The 24,226-nt window shown below is 43.9% G+C and carries 21 protein-coding genes; 15 read left to right on the top strand and 6 right to left on the bottom strand.

Annotated elements, in window-relative coordinates:
• Window positions 1-4: 4 nt before the first annotated feature.
• From kdpC to kdpF, 4 genes are read right to left on the bottom strand one after another with little or no spacing between them, the layout of a single operon-like run.
• Window positions 5-598 carry a potassium-transporting ATPase subunit KdpC gene (gene kdpC / locus PR833_RS03620; protein WP_014657757.1) on the bottom strand — a complete coding sequence of 198 codons (594 nt, stop codon included), beginning with the start codon at window positions 596-598 and terminating at the stop codon, window positions 5-7.
• Window positions 599-608: 10 nt separating this feature from the next.
• Window positions 609-2,672: a potassium-transporting ATPase subunit KdpB gene (gene kdpB / locus PR833_RS03615; RefSeq protein ID WP_004917733.1), complete on the bottom strand. Its 2,064-nt coding sequence runs from the start codon at window positions 2,670-2,672 to the stop codon at window positions 609-611.
• 13 nt (window positions 2,673-2,685) lie between these two features.
• Window positions 2,686-4,389 (bottom strand): potassium-transporting ATPase subunit KdpA, encoded by a 1,704-nt coding sequence (gene kdpA, locus PR833_RS03610; RefSeq protein ID WP_272525883.1) that lies wholly within the window; start codon window positions 4,387-4,389, stop codon window positions 2,686-2,688.
• Window position 4,390: 1 nt separating this feature from the next.
• Window positions 4,391-4,480 carry a K(+)-transporting ATPase subunit F gene (kdpF, locus tag PR833_RS20385; RefSeq protein ID WP_071243399.1) on the bottom strand — a complete coding sequence of 30 codons (90 nt, stop codon included), beginning with the start codon at window positions 4,478-4,480 and terminating at the stop codon, window positions 4,391-4,393.
• Between the two features lie 410 nt (window positions 4,481-4,890).
• Here kdpF and PR833_RS03605 point away from each other — a divergent pair, with 410 nt between their 5' ends.
• Both PR833_RS03605 and PR833_RS03600 read left to right on the top strand, forming a co-directional pair.
• A complete protein-coding gene (locus tag PR833_RS03605; RefSeq protein WP_014657758.1) occupies window positions 4,891-5,097 on the top strand; it encodes a YbfA family protein in 207 nt (68 codons plus the stop codon).
• A 489-nt stretch (window positions 5,098-5,586) separates the two neighbouring features.
• A complete protein-coding gene (locus tag PR833_RS03600) occupies window positions 5,587-6,330 on the top strand; it encodes a type 2 GTP cyclohydrolase I (protein ID WP_004917742.1) in 744 nt (247 codons plus the stop codon).
• Between the two features lie 67 nt (window positions 6,331-6,397).
• Here the strand turns inward: PR833_RS03600 and PR833_RS03595 are convergent, their stop codons facing one another.
• Window positions 6,398-7,525 (bottom strand): multidrug effflux MFS transporter, encoded by a 1,128-nt coding sequence (locus tag PR833_RS03595; protein WP_014657759.1) that lies wholly within the window; start codon window positions 7,523-7,525, stop codon window positions 6,398-6,400.
• 102 nt (window positions 7,526-7,627) lie between these two features.
• Between PR833_RS03595 and PR833_RS03590 the strand changes: the two genes are divergently transcribed.
• Window positions 7,628-8,392, top strand: coding sequence for an AraC family transcriptional regulator (locus PR833_RS03590; protein WP_272525882.1), 765 nt, complete (start codon window positions 7,628-7,630; stop codon window positions 8,390-8,392).
• 71 nt (window positions 8,393-8,463) lie between these two features.
• Here PR833_RS03590 and PR833_RS03585 read toward each other — a convergent pair whose 3' ends face one another.
• Window positions 8,464-9,750 (bottom strand): citrate synthase, encoded by a 1,287-nt coding sequence (locus PR833_RS03585; RefSeq protein ID WP_004917748.1) that lies wholly within the window; start codon window positions 9,748-9,750, stop codon window positions 8,464-8,466.
• Between the two features lie 615 nt (window positions 9,751-10,365).
• On the opposite strand from PR833_RS03585, the gene sdhC reads away from it, so the two are divergent.
• The 12 genes from sdhC to ybgE all read left to right on the top strand — a co-directional run bounded on the left by sdhC (window position 10,366) and on the right by ybgE (window position 24,192).
• On the top strand, window positions 10,366-10,755 hold the full coding sequence (gene sdhC, locus PR833_RS03580; RefSeq protein WP_004917750.1) for a succinate dehydrogenase cytochrome b556 subunit: 390 nt from the start codon (window positions 10,366-10,368) through the stop codon (window positions 10,753-10,755).
• Entirely contained in the window at window positions 10,749-11,093 is a 345-nt protein-coding gene (gene sdhD, locus PR833_RS03575) for a succinate dehydrogenase membrane anchor subunit (RefSeq protein ID WP_004917752.1), read from the top strand. Before sdhC ends, sdhD begins: the two co-directional genes overlap by 7 nt.
• Entirely contained in the window at window positions 11,094-12,860 is a 1,767-nt protein-coding gene (sdhA, locus tag PR833_RS03570; RefSeq protein WP_004917753.1) for a succinate dehydrogenase flavoprotein subunit, read from the top strand.
• Between the two features lie 35 nt (window positions 12,861-12,895).
• On the top strand, window positions 12,896-13,612 hold the full coding sequence (locus PR833_RS03565) for a succinate dehydrogenase iron-sulfur subunit (RefSeq protein ID WP_004917754.1): 717 nt from the start codon (window positions 12,896-12,898) through the stop codon (window positions 13,610-13,612).
• A 302-nt stretch (window positions 13,613-13,914) separates the two neighbouring features.
• Complete coding sequence (gene sucA / locus PR833_RS03560) at window positions 13,915-16,722, top strand: 2-oxoglutarate dehydrogenase E1 component (protein WP_272525881.1); 2,808 nt, start codon at window positions 13,915-13,917, stop codon at window positions 16,720-16,722.
• A 14-nt stretch (window positions 16,723-16,736) separates the two neighbouring features.
• Entirely contained in the window at window positions 16,737-17,951 is a 1,215-nt protein-coding gene (odhB, locus tag PR833_RS03555) for a 2-oxoglutarate dehydrogenase complex dihydrolipoyllysine-residue succinyltransferase (protein WP_004917758.1), read from the top strand.
• Between the two features lie 134 nt (window positions 17,952-18,085).
• Window positions 18,086-19,252, top strand: a complete 1,167-nt coding sequence (sucC, locus tag PR833_RS03550) for an ADP-forming succinate--CoA ligase subunit beta (protein ID WP_004917759.1) — start codon at window positions 18,086-18,088, stop codon at window positions 19,250-19,252.
• Window positions 19,252-20,124 carry a succinate--CoA ligase subunit alpha gene (sucD, locus tag PR833_RS03545; RefSeq protein WP_004917763.1) on the top strand — a complete coding sequence of 291 codons (873 nt, stop codon included), beginning with the start codon at window positions 19,252-19,254 and terminating at the stop codon, window positions 20,122-20,124. Before sucC ends, sucD begins: the two co-directional genes overlap by 1 nt.
• Before the next feature lie 925 nt (window positions 20,125-21,049).
• Window positions 21,050-22,618, top strand: coding sequence for a cytochrome ubiquinol oxidase subunit I (gene cydA / locus PR833_RS03540; protein WP_004917765.1), 1,569 nt, complete (start codon window positions 21,050-21,052; stop codon window positions 22,616-22,618).
• A gap of 14 nt (window positions 22,619-22,632) precedes the next feature.
• Entirely contained in the window at window positions 22,633-23,772 is a 1,140-nt protein-coding gene (cydB, locus tag PR833_RS03535) for a cytochrome d ubiquinol oxidase subunit II (protein ID WP_004917768.1), read from the top strand.
• Window positions 23,773-23,784: 12 nt separating this feature from the next.
• Complete coding sequence (cydX, locus tag PR833_RS03530; RefSeq protein ID WP_008912071.1) at window positions 23,785-23,898, top strand: cytochrome bd-I oxidase subunit CydX; 114 nt, start codon at window positions 23,785-23,787, stop codon at window positions 23,896-23,898.
• A gap of 6 nt (window positions 23,899-23,904) precedes the next feature.
• Window positions 23,905-24,192, top strand: coding sequence for a cyd operon protein YbgE (gene ybgE, locus PR833_RS03525; RefSeq protein ID WP_004917770.1), 288 nt, complete (start codon window positions 23,905-23,907; stop codon window positions 24,190-24,192).
• The last annotated feature ends 34 nt before the right edge of the window (window positions 24,193-24,226 follow it).

Raw genomic sequence — 24,226 nt, 5'->3', positions numbered from 1 at the left:
AACCTCAGTAAGTAGGGAGATTGGCCTGCTGCTTAAACTCATCCAATGCCACGTTCAGTTGCAACACGTTCACAACGGGTTCCCCCATAAAGGCAAGGAGTGGCTTTTCTGTTTGTGCCGCTATCAATGATTCTACTGCTTTTAGTGGGATCTGTCTGTTCTTTGCGATACGCGGTGCTTGATAGAGTGCTGCCGCAACAGAAATTTGTGGATCTAAGCCACTGGCAGAGGCGGTGAGTAGATCGACAGGGATAGCTTGTCCCGCATCTGGATTTTGCATCCTCAACTGTTGACTACGCTGTGCGAAATCTTCGTTTAAAAGTGGGTTACTTATTGCAAGATTACTCCCACTTGAGGCTAACGCATTGTAAGGATAATCAGCCGTCGCTGAAGGTCGGCCGAAAAAATAGCGGTCAGATTGGTAATTTTGACCAATCAAAGTAGATCCAATAACACGCTCTTCTTGCTGGATGAGCGAACCTTGGGCTTGCCAAGGAAATAGAACATTCGCGAGCCCAGTAACCAATAGAGGATAAGCGACACCCGTTATAATCGCCAATAAAATTAATACCACAATGGATGAACGGATCGTGTTCATAATTGATTCCTTATAAACCAAAGAGGCTAATGACCATGTCAATAAGTTTGATGCCAACAAAAGGAACGATCAGACCGCCAAGGCCGTAAATACCAAGGTTGCGTTGTAATAACGATTGTGAGCTCATAGGGCGATAATTGACCCCTTTTAATGCCAATGGGATCAGAAACACAATGATCAAGGCATTAAAGATCACCGCCGATAATAATGCGGAAGCTGGTGAATGGAGCTGCATGACGTTGAGGGCATTAAGTTGTGGCCAAGTTACCGCAAAGGCGGCTGGAATAATGGCAAAATATTTGGCAATGTCGTTTGCAATACTAAATGTGGTGAGCGATCCCCGAGTCATCAACATCTGTTTGCCTATGTGCACCACTTCAATCAGTTTGGTTGGGTTTGAATCTAAATCCACCATGTTACCCGCTTCTTTCGCGGCCTGTGTACCAGAGTTCATGGCAACGGCGACATCGGCTTGTGCAAGGGCAGGGGCATCATTGGTGCCGTCGCCTGTCATGGCAACCAAACGGCCTTCCGATTGATATTGTCGAATTAAGGCTAATTTGGCTTCTGGCGTCGCTTCTGCTAAGAAATCATCAACACCCGCTTCTGCAGCGATAGCGGCTGCCGTTAGGTGGTTATCCCCAGTGATCATTACCGTTTTGATCCCCATGCTACGCATTTGAGCAAAACGCTCTTTGATGCCACCTTTTACAATATCTTTTAAGGCAACGACACCAAGAACAGTTTGGTTATCTACGACGACCAATGGAGTTCCCCCTTGATGAGCAACTTGTTCGACTAACTTGTCTGCTTCGAGTGGGAATTTGCCATGATTAGCTTCAACATAACGGCGAATGGCATCGGCTGAACCTTTGCGGATCATCCTGTCACCAACATTGACGCCGCTCATACGGGTCATTGCCGAAAAAGGAACAAAAGTGGCATTTAAGGCGTGAATATCTCTTTCACGTAAATTAAATTTTTGTTTCGCGAGTACTACAATGCTGCGACCTTCAGGTGTTTCATCGGCTAACGATGAGAGTTGAGCTGCGTCAGCTAATTGTTGTTCAGTGACACCTGATAACGGTAAAAAGGCAGAGGCTTGGCGATTACCTAATGTGATTGTGCCTGTTTTATCCAGTAATAGCACATCAACATCCCCAGCAGCTTCAACCGCACGCCCGCTGGTGGCGATGACATTCGCACCTAACATGCGGCTCATCCCTGCAACACCAATAGAGGAGAGTAATCCACCAATGGTGGTTGGGATCAAACAAATTAATAGCGCAATCAGCACTAAAATAGAAACTGCATTGCCAGCACCTGCATATTCTGCTGCAAAGAGAGTAAAGGGATACAGGGTTGCGCAGGCGAGCAAGAAAATAATGGTAAGCGCGGTCAATAGAATAGTCAGTGCGATTTCATTAGGTGTTTTGCGACGTTGCGCTCCCTCAACCATGGAGATCATTCGGTCAAGAAAAGTTTCACCGGGATTAACGGTACACTCAACGATCAGCCAGTCTGACAATACACGGGTGCCCCCCGTCACTGAGGAGAAATCCCCACCAGATTCACGGATCACGGGTGCTGATTCCCCCGTAATTGCACTTTCATCGACGGAGGCACCGCCTTCAAGCACTTCACCGTCACAAGGAATGGTTTCACCCGCACGGATCAAAACGATATCACCTTTGCGTAGCTGGTCTGAATTGACGGTTTCTTGCGGGGCATCCAAGCTAGGGTTAGCAAGACGTACCGCACTGCTGAGTTTCTTAACCCCTTTGAGACTAGCCGCTTGTGCTTTGCTGCGCCCTTCTGCGAGCGCTTCAGCAAAATTAGCAAATAAGACAGTAAACCATAACCATAAGGTTATCATGCCACTAAACCAAGCATCCCCAGTACTATAATGGGTGAGCATCGCTAGCCATAACAGCGTGGTAATAAGACTACCGATATAGACCACAAACATGACGGGGTTTCGCCATTGAGCTTGCGGTGTACATTTTTTTATCGCATCAATAATCGATTGACGAACGAGTTTACGGTCAAAAAGCTGAGTTTTTTTACTGTTCATTTTATTTCCCTCATTATGCTGCTAACCCAATTTGCAAATGTTCTGCTATCGGACCCAGCGCAAGTGCGGGCACGAAAGTTAGAGCACCGATGAGTAAAATGGTTAAAATTAATAAGCCAATAAAAACAGGCCCATACGTCGGTAAACTGGCGGTACTTGCCATTTGAGGTTTTTTCATTGCTAATGAACCCGCGATAGCAAGAACAGGGAAGATGACACCAAAGCGGCCTAAGAGCATGGTGATTGCCAGTGCAACATTGTAGAACGGTGTGTTTGCACTAAGCCCTGCAAAAGCACTTCCGTTGTTGTTGGCAGCAGAAGAGAAAGCGTATAGCACTTCACTAAAACCATGAGCACCAGGGTTAAAAATGGCAGCGCGGCCCACATCTGTCATTAAAGCGAGTGTAGTACCGTAAAGTACTAATGTCGGTGTAACTAAAATAGCAATAGCCACCATTTTCATTTCTCTCACTTCAATTTTTTTACCCAAATATTCGGGAGTACGGCCAATCATTAAACCGGCAATAAATACGGCAAGTAAAACAAAGAGCAACATGCCATACAGACCGGAGCCGACGCCACCAAATACCACTTCACCAATCTGCATTAGCCACATTGGCACCATACCGCCTAACGCAGTAAAAGAGTCATGCATGGCATTGACGGCACCGCATGACGCTGCGGTAGTCACAACGGCGTATAATGCTGAGCCAAGGATCCCAAATCGGCTCTCTTTTCCTTCCATATTGATTGAGCTATTTGCCGCAAAATCAGCTAAAAAAGGGTTGCCAACATACTCGGCATAAATCACCGTTGTAGCCGCGATGACAAAAATAATCGCCATGACCCACAACAGGGCATTTCCTTGTTTGTTATCCCCCACGGAGCGACCAAAGGCAAAACATAAGGCTGTTGGGATCAAAAAGATCGCTAACATCTGTACGAAGTTAGTCAACGCCGTTGGATTCTCAAAGGGATGAGAAGAGTTTGCGGCGAAAAATCCGCCTCCATTTGTGCCCAAGAGTTTTATCGCTTCTTGAGATGCCACAGGCCCCATTGGAATGAGTTGAGCTGAACTATCTAGATTATTGCTTAAGACATAAGGCGAGAAATTCTGGATCACACCTTGGCTAACAAAAAAGAGCGCAAAAATAACCGCTAACGGTAAGAGTAAATAGAGCGTAATACGCGTGAGATCCACCCAAGCATTACCCAGCGTCTTACTGCTGTGGCGTGCAAAAGCACGGATCAGAGCGAACACGACTGCGATGCCTGTTGCTGCGGATAAGAAGTTTTGTACGGTTAATCCAGCCATTTGGCTCAGGTAACTTAAGCTGCTTTCACCACTGTAAGATTGCCAGTTGGTATTGGTTACAAAACTAATTGCAGTATTAAAAGCGAGATCCCAATTCATCCCTTGAAATTTTTGTGGGTTAAGAGGGAGGTTGCCTTGAAATAGCAGCAGAATAAAAAGTAACGCAAAGCCCAATGTGTTAAACAGCAAAATGGCGAATGCGTAACGTGACCAATTCATCTCTGCCATTTCTCGACCTGGCTGTTTTAGCCCACTGAAACGCCAAATGATCGTCTCAGTTTTGGCGATAAAGTGTGGCATATCGCCTTCTATTAATCGGGCAATAAATAGTCCGAGTGGTTTCGCGAGTACAAATAGCACCAGTAAAAAACTGGCAATAAGTAGTAATGCACTTGTGGCCATCTTAGAAATCCTCCGCGTTAAGCAGGGCATAAATGAGATAAACCAGCAGTAAAACAACGAAAACTGCCCCAATAATGGAAAGTAATGACACAGTCGTTTCTCCTTATTATTTCCATAGGAGTAGGGTAAGGATTACGTTGTAAAGAAGCTGATAAAAAGTCAGTTAGGGGTGTAAAAAAAGTATAAAAATCGCAATAAAAAGCGGCAGTGTGACGCTTTGTTAATCGATGTTGTTAATTTATTGTGATCGTTTTGTTGTTTTTATTCATTTTGCTGTTAATTATTGTAATAAACCTACATTTTTTCTCAAAATTGACGATTTTTTTATCTTTTAAGTGGTCAGATCAGTAGTAAAATTACCAATAGAAGAGTATTATTAAGGCAGTTAATTTATCTTTCATACTATCTGTACGATTTTGGTCACTCTTGAATGGGTACTATGTGTAAGTTAGGGGCAAACTAAAATCGGCAAATAATGTGGCTACTGACAGGAGGATATCGATGTCCGCATATCACGAATACTCCCGGAATCAGGTGCTTTTACGCCGCACAGCAGCGTTAACCGCTGGCATACTTGCATTTCCGGTTATGGTTTTTCATCCACAACGCGCAAAGTTTTATAGCTACCTTTATAAAGTGTGGGCTAAAACAAGTGATAAGCCTGTTTGGCTTGAGCGCTCAGAAATGACCATGAATACTCATCGCTAATTGGCGATCCCGCTCCCCGCAACACTAGGTTGTGGGGGGGAATATTAATTTCAAATGCTAGATTATTTAACCTGATCTATCTCCACCATTCCCTCTTTTTCTATGCCGATGAGGCGCTCATTAGCGCATCACTTTTCCTTTTTCATGGACCAAAGTATAATGCCAACTATGAAGCGACGGCGCGCCTTTAAATTTCAATTAAGACTCAATAGTCAGTAATGGCATGACATAGCGCACTTTGCAGGGCTTGTTGCTTTTTTCAACCACGCCTCCTTAGCGCTCCAAAATGAAAACCATGAGGCAGGAAAAACGATATCCTGTATACAAAAATGGCTTCATGGCTGATCCTCACGACCATTATGAATATAGTAGGGATCTTACCCTTTAGGGTGGGGAGGATGTCAAAAGCTAGACACTCTAGATAGCTTGTCACAAAACCAACCATTTTTGCTAGAACAGGCAAAACCGATGCAGTAAAAGGACAATATTATGCGTAACTTAGCGTTGGAAGAACTTATTAATAATGAGCTGAAAGTCAGCGAATTCCAAGACTATGCGCCGAACGGTTTACAAGTCGAAGGGCGTTCACATGTACAAAAAATTGTAACGGGAGTCACTGCCTGCCAAGCATTACTTGATAAAGCCGTTGAAATGAATGCGGATGCTGTCATTGTTCATCATGGTTACTTTTGGAAAAATGAACCCGTTGTGATCAAAGGGATGAAAAGAAAGCGTCTAAAAACGCTCCTCGAAAACGATATTAACTTATATGGCTATCATTTACCTTTAGACGCACATCCTCACTTAGGAAATAATACCCAGTTGGCGCATATCATGGGGGTTAAAATTGATGGTCATATTGAGCCATTAATGCCATTTGGTTACTTTGATCAGCCGATTACGCCTGCTGAATTAACAGAACGACTGGAAACGCATCTTGGGCGTAAAGCACTCCATTGTGGTGATACGGGGAAACAAGAAATTCGCCAAATTGCATGGTGCACAGGGGGGGGACAAGGCTTTATTTTGCAAGCCGCGGAATTTGGTGTAGATGCTTTTGTAACAGGGGAAGTATCTGAGCAGACGATCCACATTGCAAGAGAAATGGGGATCCATTTTTACTCAGCGGGGCATCATGCGACTGAGCGTTATGGGATCAAAGCACTTACTCAGTGGCTGGTAGATAACCACGGGCTAGATGCGGTATTCATTGATATTGATAATCCTGCTTAAGCGTTATTTAAAATAAACATGTGCAGCCCAATCAATATTGGCGCTGCACATAGACAGTGAGTTGAATTTACTGTGTGCGATAGCGAAGGGATGATAGGCTGAGAATAATGCTGCCTATTACCAAAACCCCACCTAAATGTTGGCTCCAGCCTGCCACCATCAAACCTACCGCAAGTCCTATATAATAAAATAGCCCTAAAATGGCACCCGCAGTGCCTTTATTGTCGGAATAGCGGCTAAGTGCATGAGCTAGAATATTAGGGATTGCAATACCATAGCCAATGACGACCCCTATTACAGGCGCGATAAACCACACTGAATGCATTAGGATAAAAACTAGGCAACCACTTATTAGTGAAACAAAGCTTGATAGCTTAACTAATTTTTCTGGTGACCAATTTTTACCCAATAAATGGCGATTTAACGTCGAACCAATTCCTACACCTAACGCTAATAAGATCCCAGTTAGGCCAAATTGTTGTTGAGATAGCCCTAATTGTTCAAAATGAAAGGGCGCCAGTTGGTAATAACTGAATAAATTAATGTTGAAAAATGCTATCAATATCACATTTCTGACAATTTCTTTATCCCTAATCATGGTGAATAAAGTGGTTAAAAATGGGCTGTGTATCACATTTGCTGGTCGAGTTTCTGGAAGTCGATAACAAGACCACAACAATAACCCAATAGCTAAAACCGCTAAGCCAATAAAAACGGCTTGATAACCGCCACTACTGACTAATAATGAACCTGCTAACATACCCATTGCTGGGCTAATGGCTAGAGCGATCCCCATAATAGAGAATACTTTAGATAATTCATGGCCTTGATAACAATCACGCATGGCTGTTTGGGTGCCAATAGAGCCTACAGCTGCACCAAAAGCGGATAACATGCGCATAAGCAATAATAAATAAAAATGCGTTACAAATAAGGCTCCAATCGAGGCAACTCCATACAATAAAAGCCCTGCAAGTATTGTTGGGCGGCGGCCTAGTGTGTCACACATTCTTCCCCAAAATACGACGCCGAATGCAAATGCAAAGAAATAGAGTGAAAGCGTCTGTGAAGCTTGTTCTGCATTAACATGGAAAGCGATAGCAATCCCCGTTAATGCTGGGCTGTATATGGTTTCAACGATTTGTGGAAACATCATTAAGGCAACAGCCAGCCATAATGAAAGAGGGCGTTTCATATTAATAATCCTATATCTGTCACTGATGGCGAGCAGTTTAGTTGTATTTTTACTGTCTTATTACAATAATAAAGACAATAAACATCAAAAATAGGACATGTTATGGCATGGCTTAATCAGCAAGATAAGTTTGAGACACATTGGTATCAAGCTCCGATATTAGGGATTGCAGCGGAGATGGGGCAACACGACTCAGGCTTTCATGCTCACGATATGGGGCAATTACTGTTTACGCAGCAAGGTTGTATCCGTATTTCATTGGAAAACTGCTTATCATTACTTCCTCCTGGCAGAGTGGCTTGGATCCCCGCACAGGTTGTTCATCGTGCGCAAATGCGGGCGTCTGTTGGCTATCGCTCCGTTTATCTAAGCCAACAGTTTGCTCAGCAAATTGGTAGTGAAGTCATGGTGTTAACGGTAACACCGCTATTGAGAGAGCTTCTTGAACGTATTGCTATTGCACCTTTTGATAGCCAGTGGCAAACAGGGCGGTTAGCCAATTTATTACCTGTGTTTATCGATGAATTGCAAAATGCGAGTAAAGAGCCGATGTTTATCGCTATACCGCAAGATCGCAGACTGAAACATGTCAATATGGAGCAGCTTCCTCCACCATTAGTCGCGCTGGCCCAAACTGTTGGAGCAAGTGAAAAAACGATTACACGTATTTTTTTGCGTGAAACAGGCATGAGTTATCAGGTTTGGCGCCAACAATGGCGTTTTATAAAGGCTGTAGAGCTTCTTGCTCAAGGGAAGCCCTACCATTTTATCACTCAAGAATTAGGGCTAACGAGTGATAGCGCATTTATTAGTTTTTTTAAAAAAATGAGTGGTGTTACACCAAAAGAATACCAATCAACTAGCTAAATCATGCGATAGAAAAGCCCCGATTTTCGGGGCTTTGGTATGTAGGGAATCGAATCGTTTTAGTGAGAATATTATTTTTTTGATAGGTTAGAGTTAAACTCACGTTTCCCGTAGCCAGTATATAGCTGGCGAGGACGTGCGATTTTCAGACCATCATCATGCATTTCGTTCCAGTGTGCAATCCAGCCGATAGTCCGTGCAATAGCAAAGATCACGGTGAACATAGATGATGGAATACCCATTGCTTTCAGGATGATACCTGAATAGAAGTCAACGTTAGGATACAGTTTTTTCTCAATGAAGTATGGGTCGTTTAGTGCAATACGCTCCAGTTCCATCGCCACTTCGAGTAGGCTATCGTTCAGGCCAAGCTCATTTAGAACTTCATGGCAGGTTTCACGCATAACAGTCGCGCGTGGGTCATGGTTTTTATAAACACGGTGACCAAAGCCCATCAGACGGAAAGAGTCATTTTTATCTTTCGCACGCTCAATGAATGCTGGAATGTGTTCAACAGTTTGAATCTCTTCCAACATACGTAGACAAGCTTCGTTAGCACCACCATGAGCAGGTCCCCATAGCGAAGCGATACCCGCAGCAATACATGCAAATGGGTTTGCACCGGAAGAGCCAGCAGTACGTACGGTTGACGTTGAAGCGTTTTGTTCGTGGTCGGCGTGTAGGATTAAAATACGATCCATTGCGCGCTCAAGCACTGGGTTAACCACATACTCTTCACATGGTGTAGAGAACATCATGTACAAGAAATTACCTGCATAAGACAGGTCATTACGAGGGTAGACGAAAGGTTGACCGATGGAGTACTTGTAGCACATCGCCGCAACCGTTGGCATCTTAGACAGCAGACGATACGCAGTGATTTCACGGTGGCGAGGGTTGTTAACATCCAGCGCATCGTGATAGAAGGCTGCTAGCGCACCTGTCACACCACACAATACTGCCATAGGGTGTGAGTCGCGGCGGAAGCCTGTAAGCATACGGGTAATTTGCTCATGGATCATGGTATGGCGAGTTACCGTATTCTTAAAGGTATTGTATTGTTCTTGCGTTGGCGCTTCGCCGTATAACAGGATGTAGCAAACCTCTAAGTAAGAGGCTTCGGTTGCCAATTGGTCAATTGGAAAACCGCGGTGCAGCAGAATGCCTTTATCACCATCAATGTAAGTGATTTTTGATTCACATGAAGCAGTAGAGGTAAATCCAGGGTCGTAGGTGAAATACCCTTTTGAACCTAAAGTTCGGACATCGATAACGTCTTGACCGAGAGTTGGGGTTAGAATGTCTAGTTCAATTGTACTTGCACTCTCAGTCGTTAGCTTAGCTTTGTTATCAGCCATTTACGGTCTCCTTAGCGCTTGATAATCAACACCCAACAACCAGAACTCAGCGTTATACTGCGTCTTTACACATTGTTCTACCGGTGTGTTGTGGAAATCAGCTAGCTATCACATTAAATCCTGAAATCTGACTACCGATGACAATGTCTTTTAGGTTGTTTACGAGTGTGTAGATGTTATGTTCTTTTTGTTGTTTTCCCTACAATATCATTATTTTTAGTAAGGGAAACTAGTTTCATAACTTTTCAGTTTTCTTTCACGCCGATTGAGATATTGGCGACGTTCAGATAATTCTACCAGCCATATATGTAAGATAAATGTTGAATCATTGTCAAATAAGATAAGCACATTTATATAAAATGTTTAAATCGTGATCCCTCTCACTGTTCGGGCTAAATGTCACCAAACATTTTGTGTGGGAATTGTAATAGCAATGTGAAGACTTTATACTGGCAGCAGGTCTCCGGATTACCCTGATGTAGGAGTTCCAGCGTAATCAGTATGCAACTCTACTTGAACATGATGGACTAACGTTTAGCTTAAGTTGCATTTTGTACCCCTGTCGCTGTCCATTTCCGCCCCAGGTCCGGAGGAAGGAAAATAATAAAGAGCTGTGTGGGCAAAATTGTGAAAAAACAAAGACCTGTCAATCTTGATCTGCAGACGATCCACTTCCCGATCACTGCAATCTCTTCGATCTTGCACCGTGTCTCTGGCGTCATTACTTTCATCGCAGTTGGTATTCTGCTTTGGTTGTTAGGGACATCTCTCTCCTCTCCAGAAGGCTTTCAATACGTATCCGAAATAATGACCGGCTTTTTTGCTAAGTTCATTCTTTGGGGAATTCTAACAGCATTGGCTTACCACATTTGTGGTGGTATTCGTCATATGCTGATGGACTTCGGCTGGGTTGATGAAACACTAGCCGCAGGTAACTCATCTGCAAAAATCACGTTTGTTATTACTGTCGTTCTGGCAATTCTGGCGGGGATATTAGTATGGTAAGTAATGCTTCAGCTTTAGGCCGCACTGGTATTCAGGACTGGCTGTTAATCCGTGGTTCAGCGATCGTTATCGTACTCTACGTACTGTATCTTGTTGGCTTTATTGCCATCAACGATATCACTTATGAAACATGGCGTGGTTTCTTCGCATCTTCTGTGACGAAAGTATTTACTATCCTCACATTGTTCTCGATTTTAGTGCATGCCTGGATTGGTTTATGGCAGGTGCTCACTGACTATGTTAAGCCATTGGCACTACGTTTAGTGTTGCAGCTTGTTATTGTTGTTGCGCTGCTGGCTTACTTAATTTACGGAACAATTGTGGTGTGGGGTGCATAAATGAATCTGCCAATAAGAGAATTTGACGCTATCGTTATCGGTGCAGGTGGCGCAGGTATGCGCGCTGCATTGCAAATTTCGCAACTTGGCTTATCTTGCGCCTTGTTGTCAAAAGTTTTTCCAACCCGTTCTCATACGGTATCAGCGCAAGGTGGTATCACTGTTGCACTAGGTAACACTCACCCAGATAACTGGGAGTGGCACATGTATGACACCGTAAAAGGGTCTGACTATATCGGTGACCAAGATGCCATCGAATACATGTGTAAAACGGGTCCAGAAGCGATTCTTGAATTAGAACATATGGGCTTACCATTCTCTCGTTTGGACGACGGTCGTATTTATCAGCGTCCATTCGGTGGTCAGTCTAAAAACTTCGGTGGTGAGCAAGCGGCTCGTACCGCTGCTGCTGCTGACCGTACTGGTCATGCTCTGTTGCATACGTTGTATCAACAAAACCTGAAAAACCACACCACTATTTTTTCTGAGTGGTATGCCCTTGATTTAGTTAAAAACCAAGATGGCGATATCGTTGGTTGTACGGCAATTTGTATGGAAACTGGCGAGCTAGTTTACTTCAAAGCTAAAGCAACGATCCTTGCAACAGGTGGTGCAGGCCGCATCTATCAATCCACAACAAACGCTCACATCAATACGGGTGACGGTGTTGGTATGGCTGCCCGTGCGGGTGTGCCACTACAAGATATGGAAATGTGGCAATTCCACCCAACAGGTATCGCAGGTGCAGGGGTTCTGGTAACAGAAGGCTGCCGTGGTGAAGGTGGATACCTATTGAATAAAGACGGCGAGCGTTTCATGGAGCGTTATGCGCCTAACGCGAAAGACCTTGCTGGTCGTGACGTTGTTGCTCGTTCAATTATGATTGAAATTCGTGAAGGCCGTGGCTGTGATGGCCCTTGGGGACCTCACGCGAAATTGAAATTGGATCACTTGGGTAAAGAAGTTCTGGAATCACGCCTACCGGGTATTCTTGAGTTATCTCGTACCTTTGCTCACGTTGACCCAATCAAAGAGCCAATCCCAGTTATCCCAACGTGTCACTATATGATGGGCGGTATCCCAACTAAGGTTACAGGTCAAGCGATTCGTTATAACGAAAAAGGCGAGGATGAAGTCATTCCAGGTCTGTTCGCTGTGGGTGAAATTGCGTGTGTATCTGTACACGGTGCTAACCGCCTTGGTGGTAACTCATTGCTCGACTTAGTGGTATTTGGTCGTTCTGCGGGTCTACACCTGAAAGAGTCACTGATGGAGCAAGGTTCAATGCGTGAAGCATCTGAATCTGACATTGATGCTGCAATGGCTCGCTTTAACCGCTGGGAAAATGCACGTACGGGTGAAGATCCTGTTGAAATCCGTAAAGCGCTGCAAACCTGCATGCAACATAACTTCTCGGTATTCCGTGAAGGTGATGCAATGGCGAAAGGTTTAGAAGAGCTGAAAGTCATCCGCGAGCGTTTGAAAAATGCACGTCTTGATGACACATCGACCGAGTTCAACACTCAACGTATTGAATGTTTAGAGCTGGATAACTTGATGGAAACAGCTTATGCAACAGCACAAGCTGCAAACTTCCGTACTGAAAGTCGCGGAGCGCATAGCCGTTTCGACTATCCAGATCGTGATGACGTTAATTGGCTGTGTCACTCATTGTATTTACCGCAATCTGAAACGATGACGCGTCGTGAAGTGAACATGCAACCTAAGTTGCGTGAACCCTTCCCGCCGAAAGTACGTACTTATTAATGCGTGGTGTTAATCCAGTTGCGGAGAAATGAACTATGAAACTTGAATTTTCGATTTATCGCTATAATCCGGACGTAGATAACGCGCCACGTATGCAAGATTACACGCTCGAAGTGCCTGAAGGGCGTGACATGATGTTGCTGGATGCGTTGATCCAACTGAAAGAGAAAGATCCAACATTGTCATTCCGTCGTTCTTGCCGTGAAGGTGTATGTGGCTCTGACGGCGTTAACATGAATGGTAAAAATGGTCTGGCTTGTATCACACCCCTGTCTGCGTTGACTCGTAGCGGAAAGAAAATTGTGATCCGTCCATTACCAGGTCTGCCTGTTATTCGTGACCTGATTATCGACATGAGCCAGTTCTATACTCAATACGAAAAAATTCGTCCGTATCTTATTAATGATAATAAGAACCCACCGGCGCGTGAGAATTTACAGTCACCGGCACAGCGTGAAAAACTCGATGGATTATATGAGTGTATTTTGTGTGCATGTTGCTCAACTTCTTGCCCATCGTTCTGGTGGAACCCGGACAAATTTATTGGTCCAGCAGGTCTTTTAGCTGCATACAGGTTCCTAATTGATAGTAGAGATACTGAAACAGATGCTCGATTAGATGATCTGAACGACGCTTTTAGTGTTTTCCGCTGTCATAGCATCATGAATTGTGTCAATGTATGTCCTAAAGGACTAAATCCAACGAAAGCTATCGGGCATATTAAATCTATGTTACTAAAACATAGTGCATAAAACCGATTTAACCTGCGGTACGAAAGTACCGTAGGTTATTAAATAGTAAAAAGTAAAAGCAAAAAAGTGAAAGTAATAAGCCAAACTGCAAATGATGAAGACGCGAGCAAACTCGAGGAACCTTTAAAAACTGCAGTCAGTTTTTAAAGGTTCCTTAAAAGGGGAGCCCGGAGTGATAAAGGGAAACCCAAAGTGAGAACATGCATAAAGCACGTCCAGAAGAACCTTTATCGAGGCCGCTTAAACGCGGCAATTAGTTAACCACGGCGAAAACTAAAGCTGTAAAAGCTTAAGGGATCACAATGCAGAACGGCGTAATGAAGGACTGGCTGGATTCGAGCTTTCTGGCAGGCGCGAACCAGGCTTACATAGAACAACTCTATGAAGATTATCTAACTGACCCCAATTCTGTTGATGCTGGCTGGAGAGAAATCTTCCAGCAACTGCCTGGAGCAGGCACCAACGCTGAGCAATTCCACTCACAAGCACGCGAATATTTCCGTCGCTTAGCAAAAGACTCGACTCGTTATCATACCTCTGTTAGCGATCCTGCAATCGACGCAAAACAAGTAAAAGTTTTGCAGTTGATTAACGCATTCCGCTTCCGCGGGCATCAAAATGCAAATCTTGACCCATTAGGTTTATGGAAACGTGAATCTGTTCCCGATTTAGATCCAGCATTCCATAATCTAACGAAAGAAGATTTCGACGAAACATTCAATGTGGGTTCTTTTGCGATTGGCAAAGAGACCATGAAACTTAGCGACCTGTATGATGCACTGAAACGTATTTATTGCGGTTCTATTGGTGCTGAATACATGCATATCACAAATACTGAGGAAAAACGCTGGATCCAGCAACGCCTCGAGTCTGTGAATGTCGCTGAGCAATTTACGAAAGAAGAAAAACGTCGCTTCTTAGCTGAATTAACAGCAGCAGAAGGGCTAGAGCGTTATTTAGGCGCTAAATTCCCAGGTGCAAAACGTTTCTCATTGGAAGGTGGTGATTCACTGATCCCAATGCTGAAAGATTTGATTCACCATGCGGGTAAACAAGATACGCGTGAAGTTGTACTAGGTATGGCTCACCGTGGTCGCCTTAACGTTCTTATCAACATTTTAGGTAAAAAACCGGCTGAACTATTCGATGAGTTCGCAGGTAAACACAAAGACCACTCAAGTGCTGGTGACGTTAAATATCACCAAGGCTTCTCTTCTGATTTCCAAACCGAAGGCTCACGTGTTCACTTAGCATTGGCATTTAACCCATCTCACCTTGAGATAGTTAGCCCAGTTGTTATTGGCTCTGTCCGTGCTCGTCGTGACCGTCTTGATGAAGGCCGTAGCAATATGGTGCTACCAATCACCATCCATGGTGACTCTGCGGTAGCAGGCCAAGGCGTTGTTCAAGAAACACTGAACATGTCTCAAGCGCGTGGTTATGAAGTTGGTGGTACTGTACGTATCGTCATTAACAACCAAATCGGTTTCACAACGTCTAACCCGAAAGATACTCGTTCAACAGAGTATTGTACTGACATCGCGAAGATGGTCCAAGCACCTATCTTCCACGTGAACGCTGATGATCCAGAAGCGGTAGCATTTGTCACTCGCTTAGCACTAGATTTCCGTAATACCTTTAAACGTGATGTGATGATTGACCTCGTTTGTTATCGTCGTCATGGTCATAACGAAGCTGATGAGCCAAATGCAACTCAGCCAATTATGTATCAAAAAATCAAAAAACATCCGACCCCACGTAAAATCTATGCTGACCGTCTAATTGAAAGTGGTGTTGTGACTGCTGATGAAGTCACTGAGATGGTTAATTTGTACCGTGACGCGCTAGATAGAGGCGACTGTGTCGTTGAAGAGTGGCGTGAAATGGGGCTACATTCTTATACATGGGAACCGTACCTGAACCATGAATGGAATGAAGAATACAAATCCACATTTGATTTAAAACGCTTGCAAGAGCTTGCGGTTAAAACCAGTACTATCCCTGCTGAAGTTGTCACTCAGTCTCGTGTTGAGAAAATTTACTCTGACCGTGCTGAAATGGCAAAAGGCGAAAAACCTCTTGATTGGGGCGCAGCAGAAACATTGGCATATGCAACCTTGGTTGATGAAGGTATTCCTGTTCGTCTATCTGGTGAAGATGCTGGCCGTGGTACGTTCTTCCACCGTCATGCTGTTGTTCATAATCAAACGAACGGTTCAGTATATGTACCGCTGCAAAATATCCATAACGGGCAAGGCGTGTTTAATGTTTGGGACTCAGTTCTGACAGAAAACGCGGTGTTGGCATTCGAATATGGTTACGCGACGACAGAACCACGCGCTCTGACGATTTGGGAAGCTCAATTTGGTGACTTCGCAAACTGTGCACAAGTGGTTATCGACCAATTTATTAGCTCAGGTGAGCAAAAATGGGGTCGTATGTGTGGCTTGGTAATGCTTTTACCACACGGTTATGAAGGCCAAGGCCCAGAGCACTCCTCTGCACGTTTAGAGCGTTATCTGCAACTGTGCGCAGACCAAAACATGCAAGTGTGTGTGCCGTCAACGCCTGCTCAGGTTTATCACATGTTACGCCGTCAGGCACTACGCGATATGCGTCGTCCTCTGATTGTGATGTCACCTAAATCACTGCTGCGTCATCCATTAGCGGTATCAAGCATGGAAGAGCTGGCGAATGGTAAATTCCTGCCAGTAATCGGTGAAATAGATGAAATCAATCCGAAAAACGTGAAACGCGTCATTCTGTGTTCAGGTAAAGTTTATTACGATCTGTTAGAACAGCGTCGTAAGAATGAACAAACAGATGTTGCTATCGTGCGTATTGAGCAGCTATATCCGTTCCCACACGAAGATATTCAGCAAGCGCTGGCGCAATATGCGCATGTTAAGGATTTCGTATGGTGTCAAGAAGAGCCATTGAACCAAGGCGCTTGGTATTGCAGCCAACACAACTTCCGTGAAGCTATCCCAGCAGGGGCGACTTTACGTTATGCAGGTCGTGCTGCTTCTTCATCTCCAGCAGTTGGTTATACGTCCGTTCACCAAGAGCAGCAACAAGCTCTGGTTAATGACGCGTTGAACATTGAATAATTAAAGGATAGAAAATGAGTAGTGTAGAAATTCTTGTTCCAGATCTTCCTGAATCCGTTGCTGATGCTACGGTTGCCACATGGCATAAAAAACCAGGTGATAGCGTTGAACGTGACGAAGTGCTGGTTGAAATCGAAACGGATAAAGTTGTACTAGAAGTTCCTGCAAGTGAAGCGGGTGTACTAGAAGCTATCGTTGAAGACGAAGGTGCAACAGTGTTATCTAAACAACTGTTAGGCCGTATTCGTTTGGGTGATAGCACTGGCATGCCAGCGGATGTGAAACCTGCTCAAGAAGCTGCACCTGCACAACGTCAAACGGCGAGCTTGGAAGAAGAGAGCAATGATGCACTGTCTCCAGCGATCCGTCGCTTAGTTGCAGAGCATGATCTTAACCCAGCAGATATTAAAGGCACGGGTGTTGGTGGTCGTCTGACTCGCGAAGATGTTGAAAAACATTTAGCAGCGAACAAATCAGCGCCTGCTGCTAAAGCACAAGCACCTGCTGCTCCACAAGCGCCACTGGCACATCGTAGCGAAAAACGTGTACCAATGACACGTCTGCGTAAACGTATTGCTGAGCGTCTGTTAGAAGCGAAAAACAGCACTGCGATGTTAACAACCTTTAACGAAGTTAACATGCAGCCAATCAAAGATCTGCGTAAGCAATATGGTGAAGCGTTCGAAAAACGTCACGGTGTGCGTTTAGGCTTTATGTCTTTCTACATTAAAGCAGCGGTCGAAGCACTGAAACGTTATCCAGAAGTGAATGCTTCTATTGACGGTACAGATGTGGTTTACCACAACTATTTCGACATCAGTATTGCGGTATCGACACCTCGTGGTCTGGTAACACCAGTATTGCGTGACGTTGATGCGATGAGCATGGCTGATATCGAGAAGACAATTAAAGAACTGGCTGTTAAAGGTCGCGACGGTAAATTAACGGTTGAAGACTTAACTGGTGGTAACTTCACTATCACTAATGGCGGCGTATTTGGTTCTCTCATGTCCACACCTATCATTAACCCACCACAAAGTGCAATCTTAGGCATGCATGCTATTAAAGATCGCCCTATGGCGGTTAACGGTAAGGTCGAAATTCTTCCAATGATGTACCTTGCATTATCTTATGACCACCGCCTAATTGATGGTAAAGAGTCAGTTGGCTTCTTAGTGGCTATCAAAGATATGCTGGAAGATCCAACTCGTTTACTGCTGGACGTATAGCAACATAACAGGGCAGGGGCATACCTGTCCGGTCTGAAGTAACCGATGCAACCGGCTCCCGCCGGTTGCTAAATCAGTAACAATTGCAGGAGGCGAATAAACGCCTCTTCAGACTCAATTATGGATAGAACATCATGAATTTACACGAGTATCAGGCAAAACAGCTTTTTACACGCTACGGTTTGCCAGCACCAACGGGTTATGCCTGCTCATCAGCAGATGAAGCTGTAGAAGCGGCTAAAAAAATCGGAAACGGCCCATGGGTTGTTAAATGCCAAGTTCACGCAGGTGGACGTGGTAAAGCTGGCGGCGTTAAAGTCACAAGCAATATCAACGATATCAAAGAATTTGCTGAAAAATGGTTAGGTAAAAACCTTGTTACTTACCAAACAGATGCAAATGGTCAGCCTGTTAACCAAATTCTTGTTGAACATGCGACAGATATTGCTAAAGAGCTGTATTTGGGTGCAGTAGTTGACCGTGGCACACGTCGTGTTGTGTTTATGGCTTCTACCGAAGGTGGTGTTGAGATTGAGAAAGTTGCTGAAGAAACGCCAGAACTGATCCACAAAGCAGTTATCGACCCATTAACAGGTCCTATGCCTTTCCAAGGCCGTGAATTAGCATTTAAATTAGGCTTAACGGGTAAACAAGTTAGCCAATTCGCTAAGATCTTCATGGGCCTAGCGACTATGTTCTTAGAGCGTGACCTTGCTCTAATCGAAGTCAACCCATTAGTTATCAATACTGAAGGCGACCTAGTTTGTTTGGATGGTAAATTAGGTGTTGATAGCAACGCACTATATCGCCAAGCAGAAATGCGTGAAATGCATGACCCATCTCAAGAAGATGCGCGCGAAGCACAAGCTGCACAGTGGGAACTGAACTATGTTGCACTTGATGGCAACATCGGTTGTATGGTTAACGGTGCAGGTCTTGCAATGGGAACCATGGATATCGTTAAACTGCACGGCGGTGCACCAGCTAACTTCTTAGACGTTGGTGGTGGCGCAACTAAAGAACGCGTAACTGAAGCATTTAAAATTATCCTTTCAGATAAGAGCGTTAAAGCTGTTTTCGTTAACATTTTTGGTGGTATCGTTCGCTGTGACCTGATTGCAGACGGCATCATTGGTGCAGTAGAAGAAGTTGGCGTGAATGTACCAGTAGTGGTTCGTTTAGAAGGTAACAATGCAGAGTTAGGTGCGAAGAAACTGGCTGATAGCGGTCTGAATATTATCGCAGCAAACAGCCTGACGGATGCAGCTAAGAAAGCAGTAGCAGCGGCGGAGGCCAAATAATGTCTATTTTAATCGATAAAAACACCAAAGTAATTTGCCAAGGTTTCACTGGCGGTCAAGGTACTTTCCACTCCGAACAAGCGATTGCTTACGGTACTAAAATGGTTGGTGGTGTGACTCCGGGTAAAGGTGGCACAACTCACTTAGGCCTACCTGTATTTAATACTGTTCGTGAAGCTGTAGAAGCGACAGGCGCAACCGCTTCTGTTATCTATGTTCCAGCACCATTTTGTAAAGATTCTATCTTAGAAGCAATTGATGCAGGCATTAAACTGATTATCACTATTACTGAAGGTATCCCAACGCTGGATATGCTGACTGTGAAAGTGAAATTAGATGAAGCTGGCGTACGCATGATCGGTCCAAACTGCCCAGGTGTTATCACGCCGGGTGAATGTAAAATTGGTATCCAACCAGGTCATATCCATATGCCAGGTAAAGTCGGTATCGTTTCACGTTCAGGTACGCTGACTTATGAAGCGGTAAAACAAACGACAGATGCAGGTCTTGGCCAATCAACTTGTGTTGGTATCGGTGGTGACCCAATCCCAGGTTCAAACTTCATTGACATCCTGAAGATGTTCCAAGAAGACCCACAAACCGAAGCAATCGTCATGATCGGTGAAATCGGTGGTAACGCAGAAGAAGAAGCGGCTGCTTACATCAAAGAGCACGTAACTAAGCCAGTTGTTGGTTACATTGCAGGTGTAACAGCGCCTAAAGGTAAGCGTATGGGCCACGCTGGTGCGATTATCGCTGGCGGTAAAGGTACAGCTGACGAGAAATTTGCTGCATTAGAAGCTGCGGGCGTGAAAACAGTACGTAGCTTGGCAGACATTGGCGATGCTGTGAAATCAATGTTGGCAAAATAAGCTCTCGCTTAGCATAAACATTTAAAACAGTGAGGCTCGTATTCCAAAAGAATACGGGCCTTTTTTGTTGTGCGTGGAGCGCTAGACACAGAGGGATAACACAGGTGCTGTTATCGATAAATTAGCGGATTATCGCAGTGTGGATACGTGAGATGGAGTGTCGTACTCTTTTTGGCGGCCTAGTTTTTTTAGATTTAATTGTACTATGCAACTACCCTCTAACGGGTTCCAATTATCGCCGTTTGACGGTTATTTATACTGCTTAAATGTTGTACTCTAGTCTTAAGTTGGGTGTTTTTCACTCAATGTGATTAAATATACTACTAAAGTGCCATTTTTAATAACGGATGCTTAGTCTTAATTAATAAATCTAAAATAGTCAAATAAGCAGAGATTATTTAGTAATTAATAAAATTCATAATAAAAACCAAATAGGCTAATATTATAAATTAAATTATCTTTTTATGAAGTTTTAAATAAAAAGTTAATTTTTTAGGCTCTCTTTTAGAAAATTAAGAATATTTGTACTATTATCAATAACAGACAATTAACATTTAAATAACCATTAATTGATGATAAGGATAATCGCTTAACAACAATCAAAAAAGTTGACGCAAATCAATTCATTAGTACTAGCATTATTTTTATAATTTGCTTAAATTGGTGTGCGATCAAATACTCATTTTTCTATTATAGGGTATAATTATTGATATATATTCAGAATTCAAATCTGAATCACGCAAAAGAAGTTTATTGTATGTGAAGATAAGCGTACTATTATTATAGTGTCGTTAGAGTTTTTGATTTTGTTAATTATTTGTTGTTTTGAGGCATTTTTTGCTGGTAGTTAAGAGGCTTTCTTTAATTGTATTGGAAGCTGGGTTGCCGCAAGTCGGTGTCTTCCTGCTAGGAGCAAGGAGTCAAGATGTTTGATATTGTCGAACTGTCAAGATTACAGTTTGCCTTAACTGCGATGTATCACTTCCTGTTCGTACCACTAACGCTTGGTATGGCGTTTTTGCTTGCGATCATGGAAACGGTATATGTGCTGTCTGGTAAGCAAATTTATAAAGATATGACTAAATTCTGGGGCAAGTTATTTGGTATTAACTTTGCTCTAGGTGTTGCCACTGGTTTGACTATGGAGTTCCAATTCGGGACTAACTGGTCTTACTATGCCCACTATGTTGGAGATATCTTCGGTGCACCACTGGCAATCGAAGGTTTGATGGCATTCTTCCTTGAATCAACGTTTGTTGGTTTGTTCTTCTTTGGTTGGGATCGCTTAAGCAAAACTCAACACCTTGCGGTGACTTGGTTAGTTGCTTTAGGTTCTAACTTCTCTGCGCTGTGGATCCTCGTTGCGAACGGTTGGATGCAAAACCCTATCGCTGCAGACTTTAACTTCGAAACAATGCGTATGGAAATGGTCAGCTTCTCTGAGCTGGTCCTGAACCCTGTTGCACAAGTTAAATTCGTTCACACAGTTGCTGCTGGTTATTGTACTGGTGCGATGTTTGTTCTGGGTATCAGCTCTTACTATATGCTTAAGGGCCGTGACCTTGCGTTTGCTAAACGTTCATTTGCAATCGCTGCAAGCTTCGGTATTGCCGCTGTACTATCTGTTATCGTTCTTGGTGATGAATCAGGCTACGAAATGGGTGACGTGCAGAAGACCAAGTTAGCCGCGGTAGAAGCTGAGTGGGAAACGCATGCTCCACCTGCAGCGTTTAACCTGATCGCTTGGCCTGACACCGAAAAAATGGAAAACAAATTTGCAATTGAAATTCCATGGGTGATGGGTCTTATCACAACGCGTTCACTGGATACACCAGTTCTAGGTCTGAAAGATCTGATGAAGCAACACGAAGTTCGTATTCGTAACGGTATGATTGCATACGGTGAGTTACAACAACTTCTTGCGGGTAATAAAGACCCTGAGTTGCGTAAATCTTTCGAAGCGAACAAGAAAGATTTAGGTTATGGTCTTCTGCTGAAACAATACGCACCAAATATTGTTGATGCAACAGAAGCACAGATCCAAAAAGCGGTTAAAGATAGTATCCCGAATGTAGGTCCATTGTTCTGGGCATTCCGTATCATGGTTGGCGTAGGCTTCCTGCTGCTGATTATCATCGGTCTATCCTTCCTGTCAGTGGTACGCAACCGTATTGGTCAAAACAAATGGTTACTACGTACCGCATTGTTCGGTATTCCATTACCGTGGATTGCGATTGAATCAGGCTGGTTCGTTGCAGAATATGGTCGTCAGCCGTGGGCTATCGGTGAGGTTCTCCCTGTTTCCGTTGCACACTCAAACTTGACAACCCATGATCTGATTTTCTCTCTAGCTCTGATCTGTGGTCTGTATACACTGTTCTTAATTGCTGAATTGTTCCTGATGTTCAAATTCGCTCGTAAAGGGCCAAGCAGCCTGAAAACTGGCCGCTACCACTTTGAACAGAAAAACAACTCTGCACAAGACGTTCAGTAAACAGGAGTCCACTTATGTTTGATTATGAAGTTCTTCGATTTGTGTGGTGGATTCTAATCGGCGTTCTGCTGATTGGCTTCGCTGTCACGGATGGCTTTGACATGGGCGTCGGCTTCTTATTACCAATTCTAGGTAAAACAGATACTGATCGCCGTATCATGATTAACTCAGTTGCGCCGCACTGGGATGGTAACCAAGTTTGGTTGATCACCGCAGGTGGTGCGATGTTTGCAGCATGGCCACAAGTGTATGCTGCGGCATTCTCAGGTTTCTATGTCGCGATGATTTTAGTGCTTGCAGCACTGTTCTTCCGCCCAGTCGGTTTTGACTACCGTTCTAAGTTGGAGAATCCAAAATGGCGCAACATGTGGGACTGGGGTCTATTTATCGGTGGTTTCGTTCCACCATTAGTTATCGGTGTTGCGTTTGGTAACCTGCTTTTAGGTGTTCCATTCCAAATCGATAGCCAACAATATCTGACTTATACAGGTAACTTGTTCGGCCTACTGAACCCATATGGTCTGTTAGCTGGTGTTGTTAGCTTAATGATGATTGTGACTCAAGGTGCAACATACTTACAAATGCGTACGACTGGTGAACTACACCTACGTGTTCGTAAAGCAACTTATGTAACAGCATTATTAACTCTGCTGGCTTTCGCAGGTGCAGGTGCTTGGTTGGTTATGGGTATCGATGGCTACGTTGTGACTTCAACTATCGATACATTAAGCGTATCTAACCCACTGAACAAAACTGTCGAAGTTGCTTCAGGTGCGTGGTTGACTAATTTCAACAACTATCCTGTGCTGTGGGCATTACCTGCTCTAGGTGTGGTATTGCCACTGTTGACTATGCTGTTTAGTAAAGCAGACAAAAATGCGTTAGCGTTTGTGAGTTCATCTCTCACTATCGCTTGTATCATTTTAACTTGTGGTGTTGCAATGTTCCCATTCATCATGCCATCAAACATCATGCCAAATGCAAGTTTGACCATGTGGGATGCAACATCTAGCCTGTTTACTCTGCAAGTTATGACGGTTGTTGCGATTATTTTTGTTCCAATTGTATTGGCTTACACTGCGTGGTGTTACTACAAAATGTTTGGCCGTTTGGACAAAAACTTCATCGAAGGCAACAAGCATTCACTGTATTAAGGAGCATAACATATGTGGTATTTTGCCTGGATTCTTGGCACGCTGTTAGCTTGTAGTTTTGCAGTGATTGCAGCTCTAGCTTTAGAGCATGCGGAAGATAAAGCTGCTGCTAAAGATGGCGAGTAATAAATAATGCTGGTGGATAAAAGCTATCAGCTATTGGATAAGGGTCCGGTACGGATCCTTATCCTTATATTAGCGTTAGGGATTGCTGGGAGTGTCATGTGGGATCCAACCCAATTTGCGGCTAAAACCAGCTCATTTCTTATCTGGCAAGGGTTATTACTTATTTGGGCAACCTGTAGTGGCATGATTTTTGGTGTCGGATTTCGACCTAATAAATTGATTTGGCGACTACTTTTCCATCCTTTACCTGCCATCATTATCCTTATCTGGGGCTTGGTTAAAGTCTTCAGCTAATCTAATTGTCAATTATGGGTCTGCGGATCCATAA

It is taken from the genome of Providencia sp. PROV189 (assembly GCF_028480065.1).
Taxonomy (GTDB): domain Bacteria; phylum Pseudomonadota; class Gammaproteobacteria; order Enterobacterales; family Enterobacteriaceae; genus Providencia; species Providencia stuartii.
The sequence above is the reverse complement of the archived record's forward strand: the minus strand, read 5'-3'. Positions and strand labels throughout refer to the sequence as shown.

Bases quoted from the DNA above. Each gene is read 5' to 3' on its own strand.
- PR833_RS03600 (WP_004917742.1), top strand. From the start codon at position 5,587: ATGCGTAACTTAGCGTTGGAAGAACTTATTAATAATGAGCTGAAAGTC.
- sucA (WP_272525881.1), top strand. From the start codon at position 13,915: ATGCAGAACGGCGTAATGAAGGACTGGCTGGATTCGAGCTTTCTGGCA.
- sucD (WP_004917763.1), top strand. From the start codon at position 19,252: ATGTCTATTTTAATCGATAAAAACACCAAAGTAATTTGCCAAGGTTTC.
- PR833_RS03605 (WP_014657758.1), top strand. From the start codon at position 4,891: ATGTCCGCATATCACGAATACTCCCGGAATCAGGTGCTTTTACGCCGC.
- PR833_RS03565 (WP_004917754.1), top strand. From the start codon at position 12,896: ATGAAACTTGAATTTTCGATTTATCGCTATAATCCGGACGTAGATAAC.
- PR833_RS03590 (WP_272525882.1), top strand. From the start codon at position 7,628: ATGGCATGGCTTAATCAGCAAGATAAGTTTGAGACACATTGGTATCAA.
- kdpA (WP_272525883.1), bottom strand. From the start codon at position 4,389: ATGGCCACAAGTGCATTACTACTTATTGCCAGTTTTTTACTGGTGCTA.
- PR833_RS03595 (WP_014657759.1), bottom strand. From the start codon at position 7,525: ATGAAACGCCCTCTTTCATTATGGCTGGCTGTTGCCTTAATGATGTTT.
- sdhA (WP_004917753.1), top strand. From the start codon at position 11,094: ATGAATCTGCCAATAAGAGAATTTGACGCTATCGTTATCGGTGCAGGT.
- cydX (WP_008912071.1), top strand. From the start codon at position 23,785: ATGTGGTATTTTGCCTGGATTCTTGGCACGCTGTTAGCTTGTAGTTTT.
- PR833_RS03585 (WP_004917748.1), bottom strand. From the start codon at position 9,750: ATGGCTGATAACAAAGCTAAGCTAACGACTGAGAGTGCAAGTACAATT.
- cydB (WP_004917768.1), top strand. From the start codon at position 22,633: ATGTTTGATTATGAAGTTCTTCGATTTGTGTGGTGGATTCTAATCGGC.
- odhB (WP_004917758.1), top strand. From the start codon at position 16,737: ATGAGTAGTGTAGAAATTCTTGTTCCAGATCTTCCTGAATCCGTTGCT.
- cydA (WP_004917765.1), top strand. From the start codon at position 21,050: ATGTTTGATATTGTCGAACTGTCAAGATTACAGTTTGCCTTAACTGCG.
- kdpC (WP_014657757.1), bottom strand. From the start codon at position 598: ATGAACACGATCCGTTCATCCATTGTGGTATTAATTTTATTGGCGATT.
- sucC (WP_004917759.1), top strand. From the start codon at position 18,086: ATGAATTTACACGAGTATCAGGCAAAACAGCTTTTTACACGCTACGGT.
- sdhD (WP_004917752.1), top strand. From the start codon at position 10,749: ATGGTAAGTAATGCTTCAGCTTTAGGCCGCACTGGTATTCAGGACTGG.
- kdpB (WP_004917733.1), bottom strand. From the start codon at position 2,672: ATGAACAGTAAAAAAACTCAGCTTTTTGACCGTAAACTCGTTCGTCAA.
- ybgE (WP_004917770.1), top strand. From the start codon at position 23,905: ATGCTGGTGGATAAAAGCTATCAGCTATTGGATAAGGGTCCGGTACGG.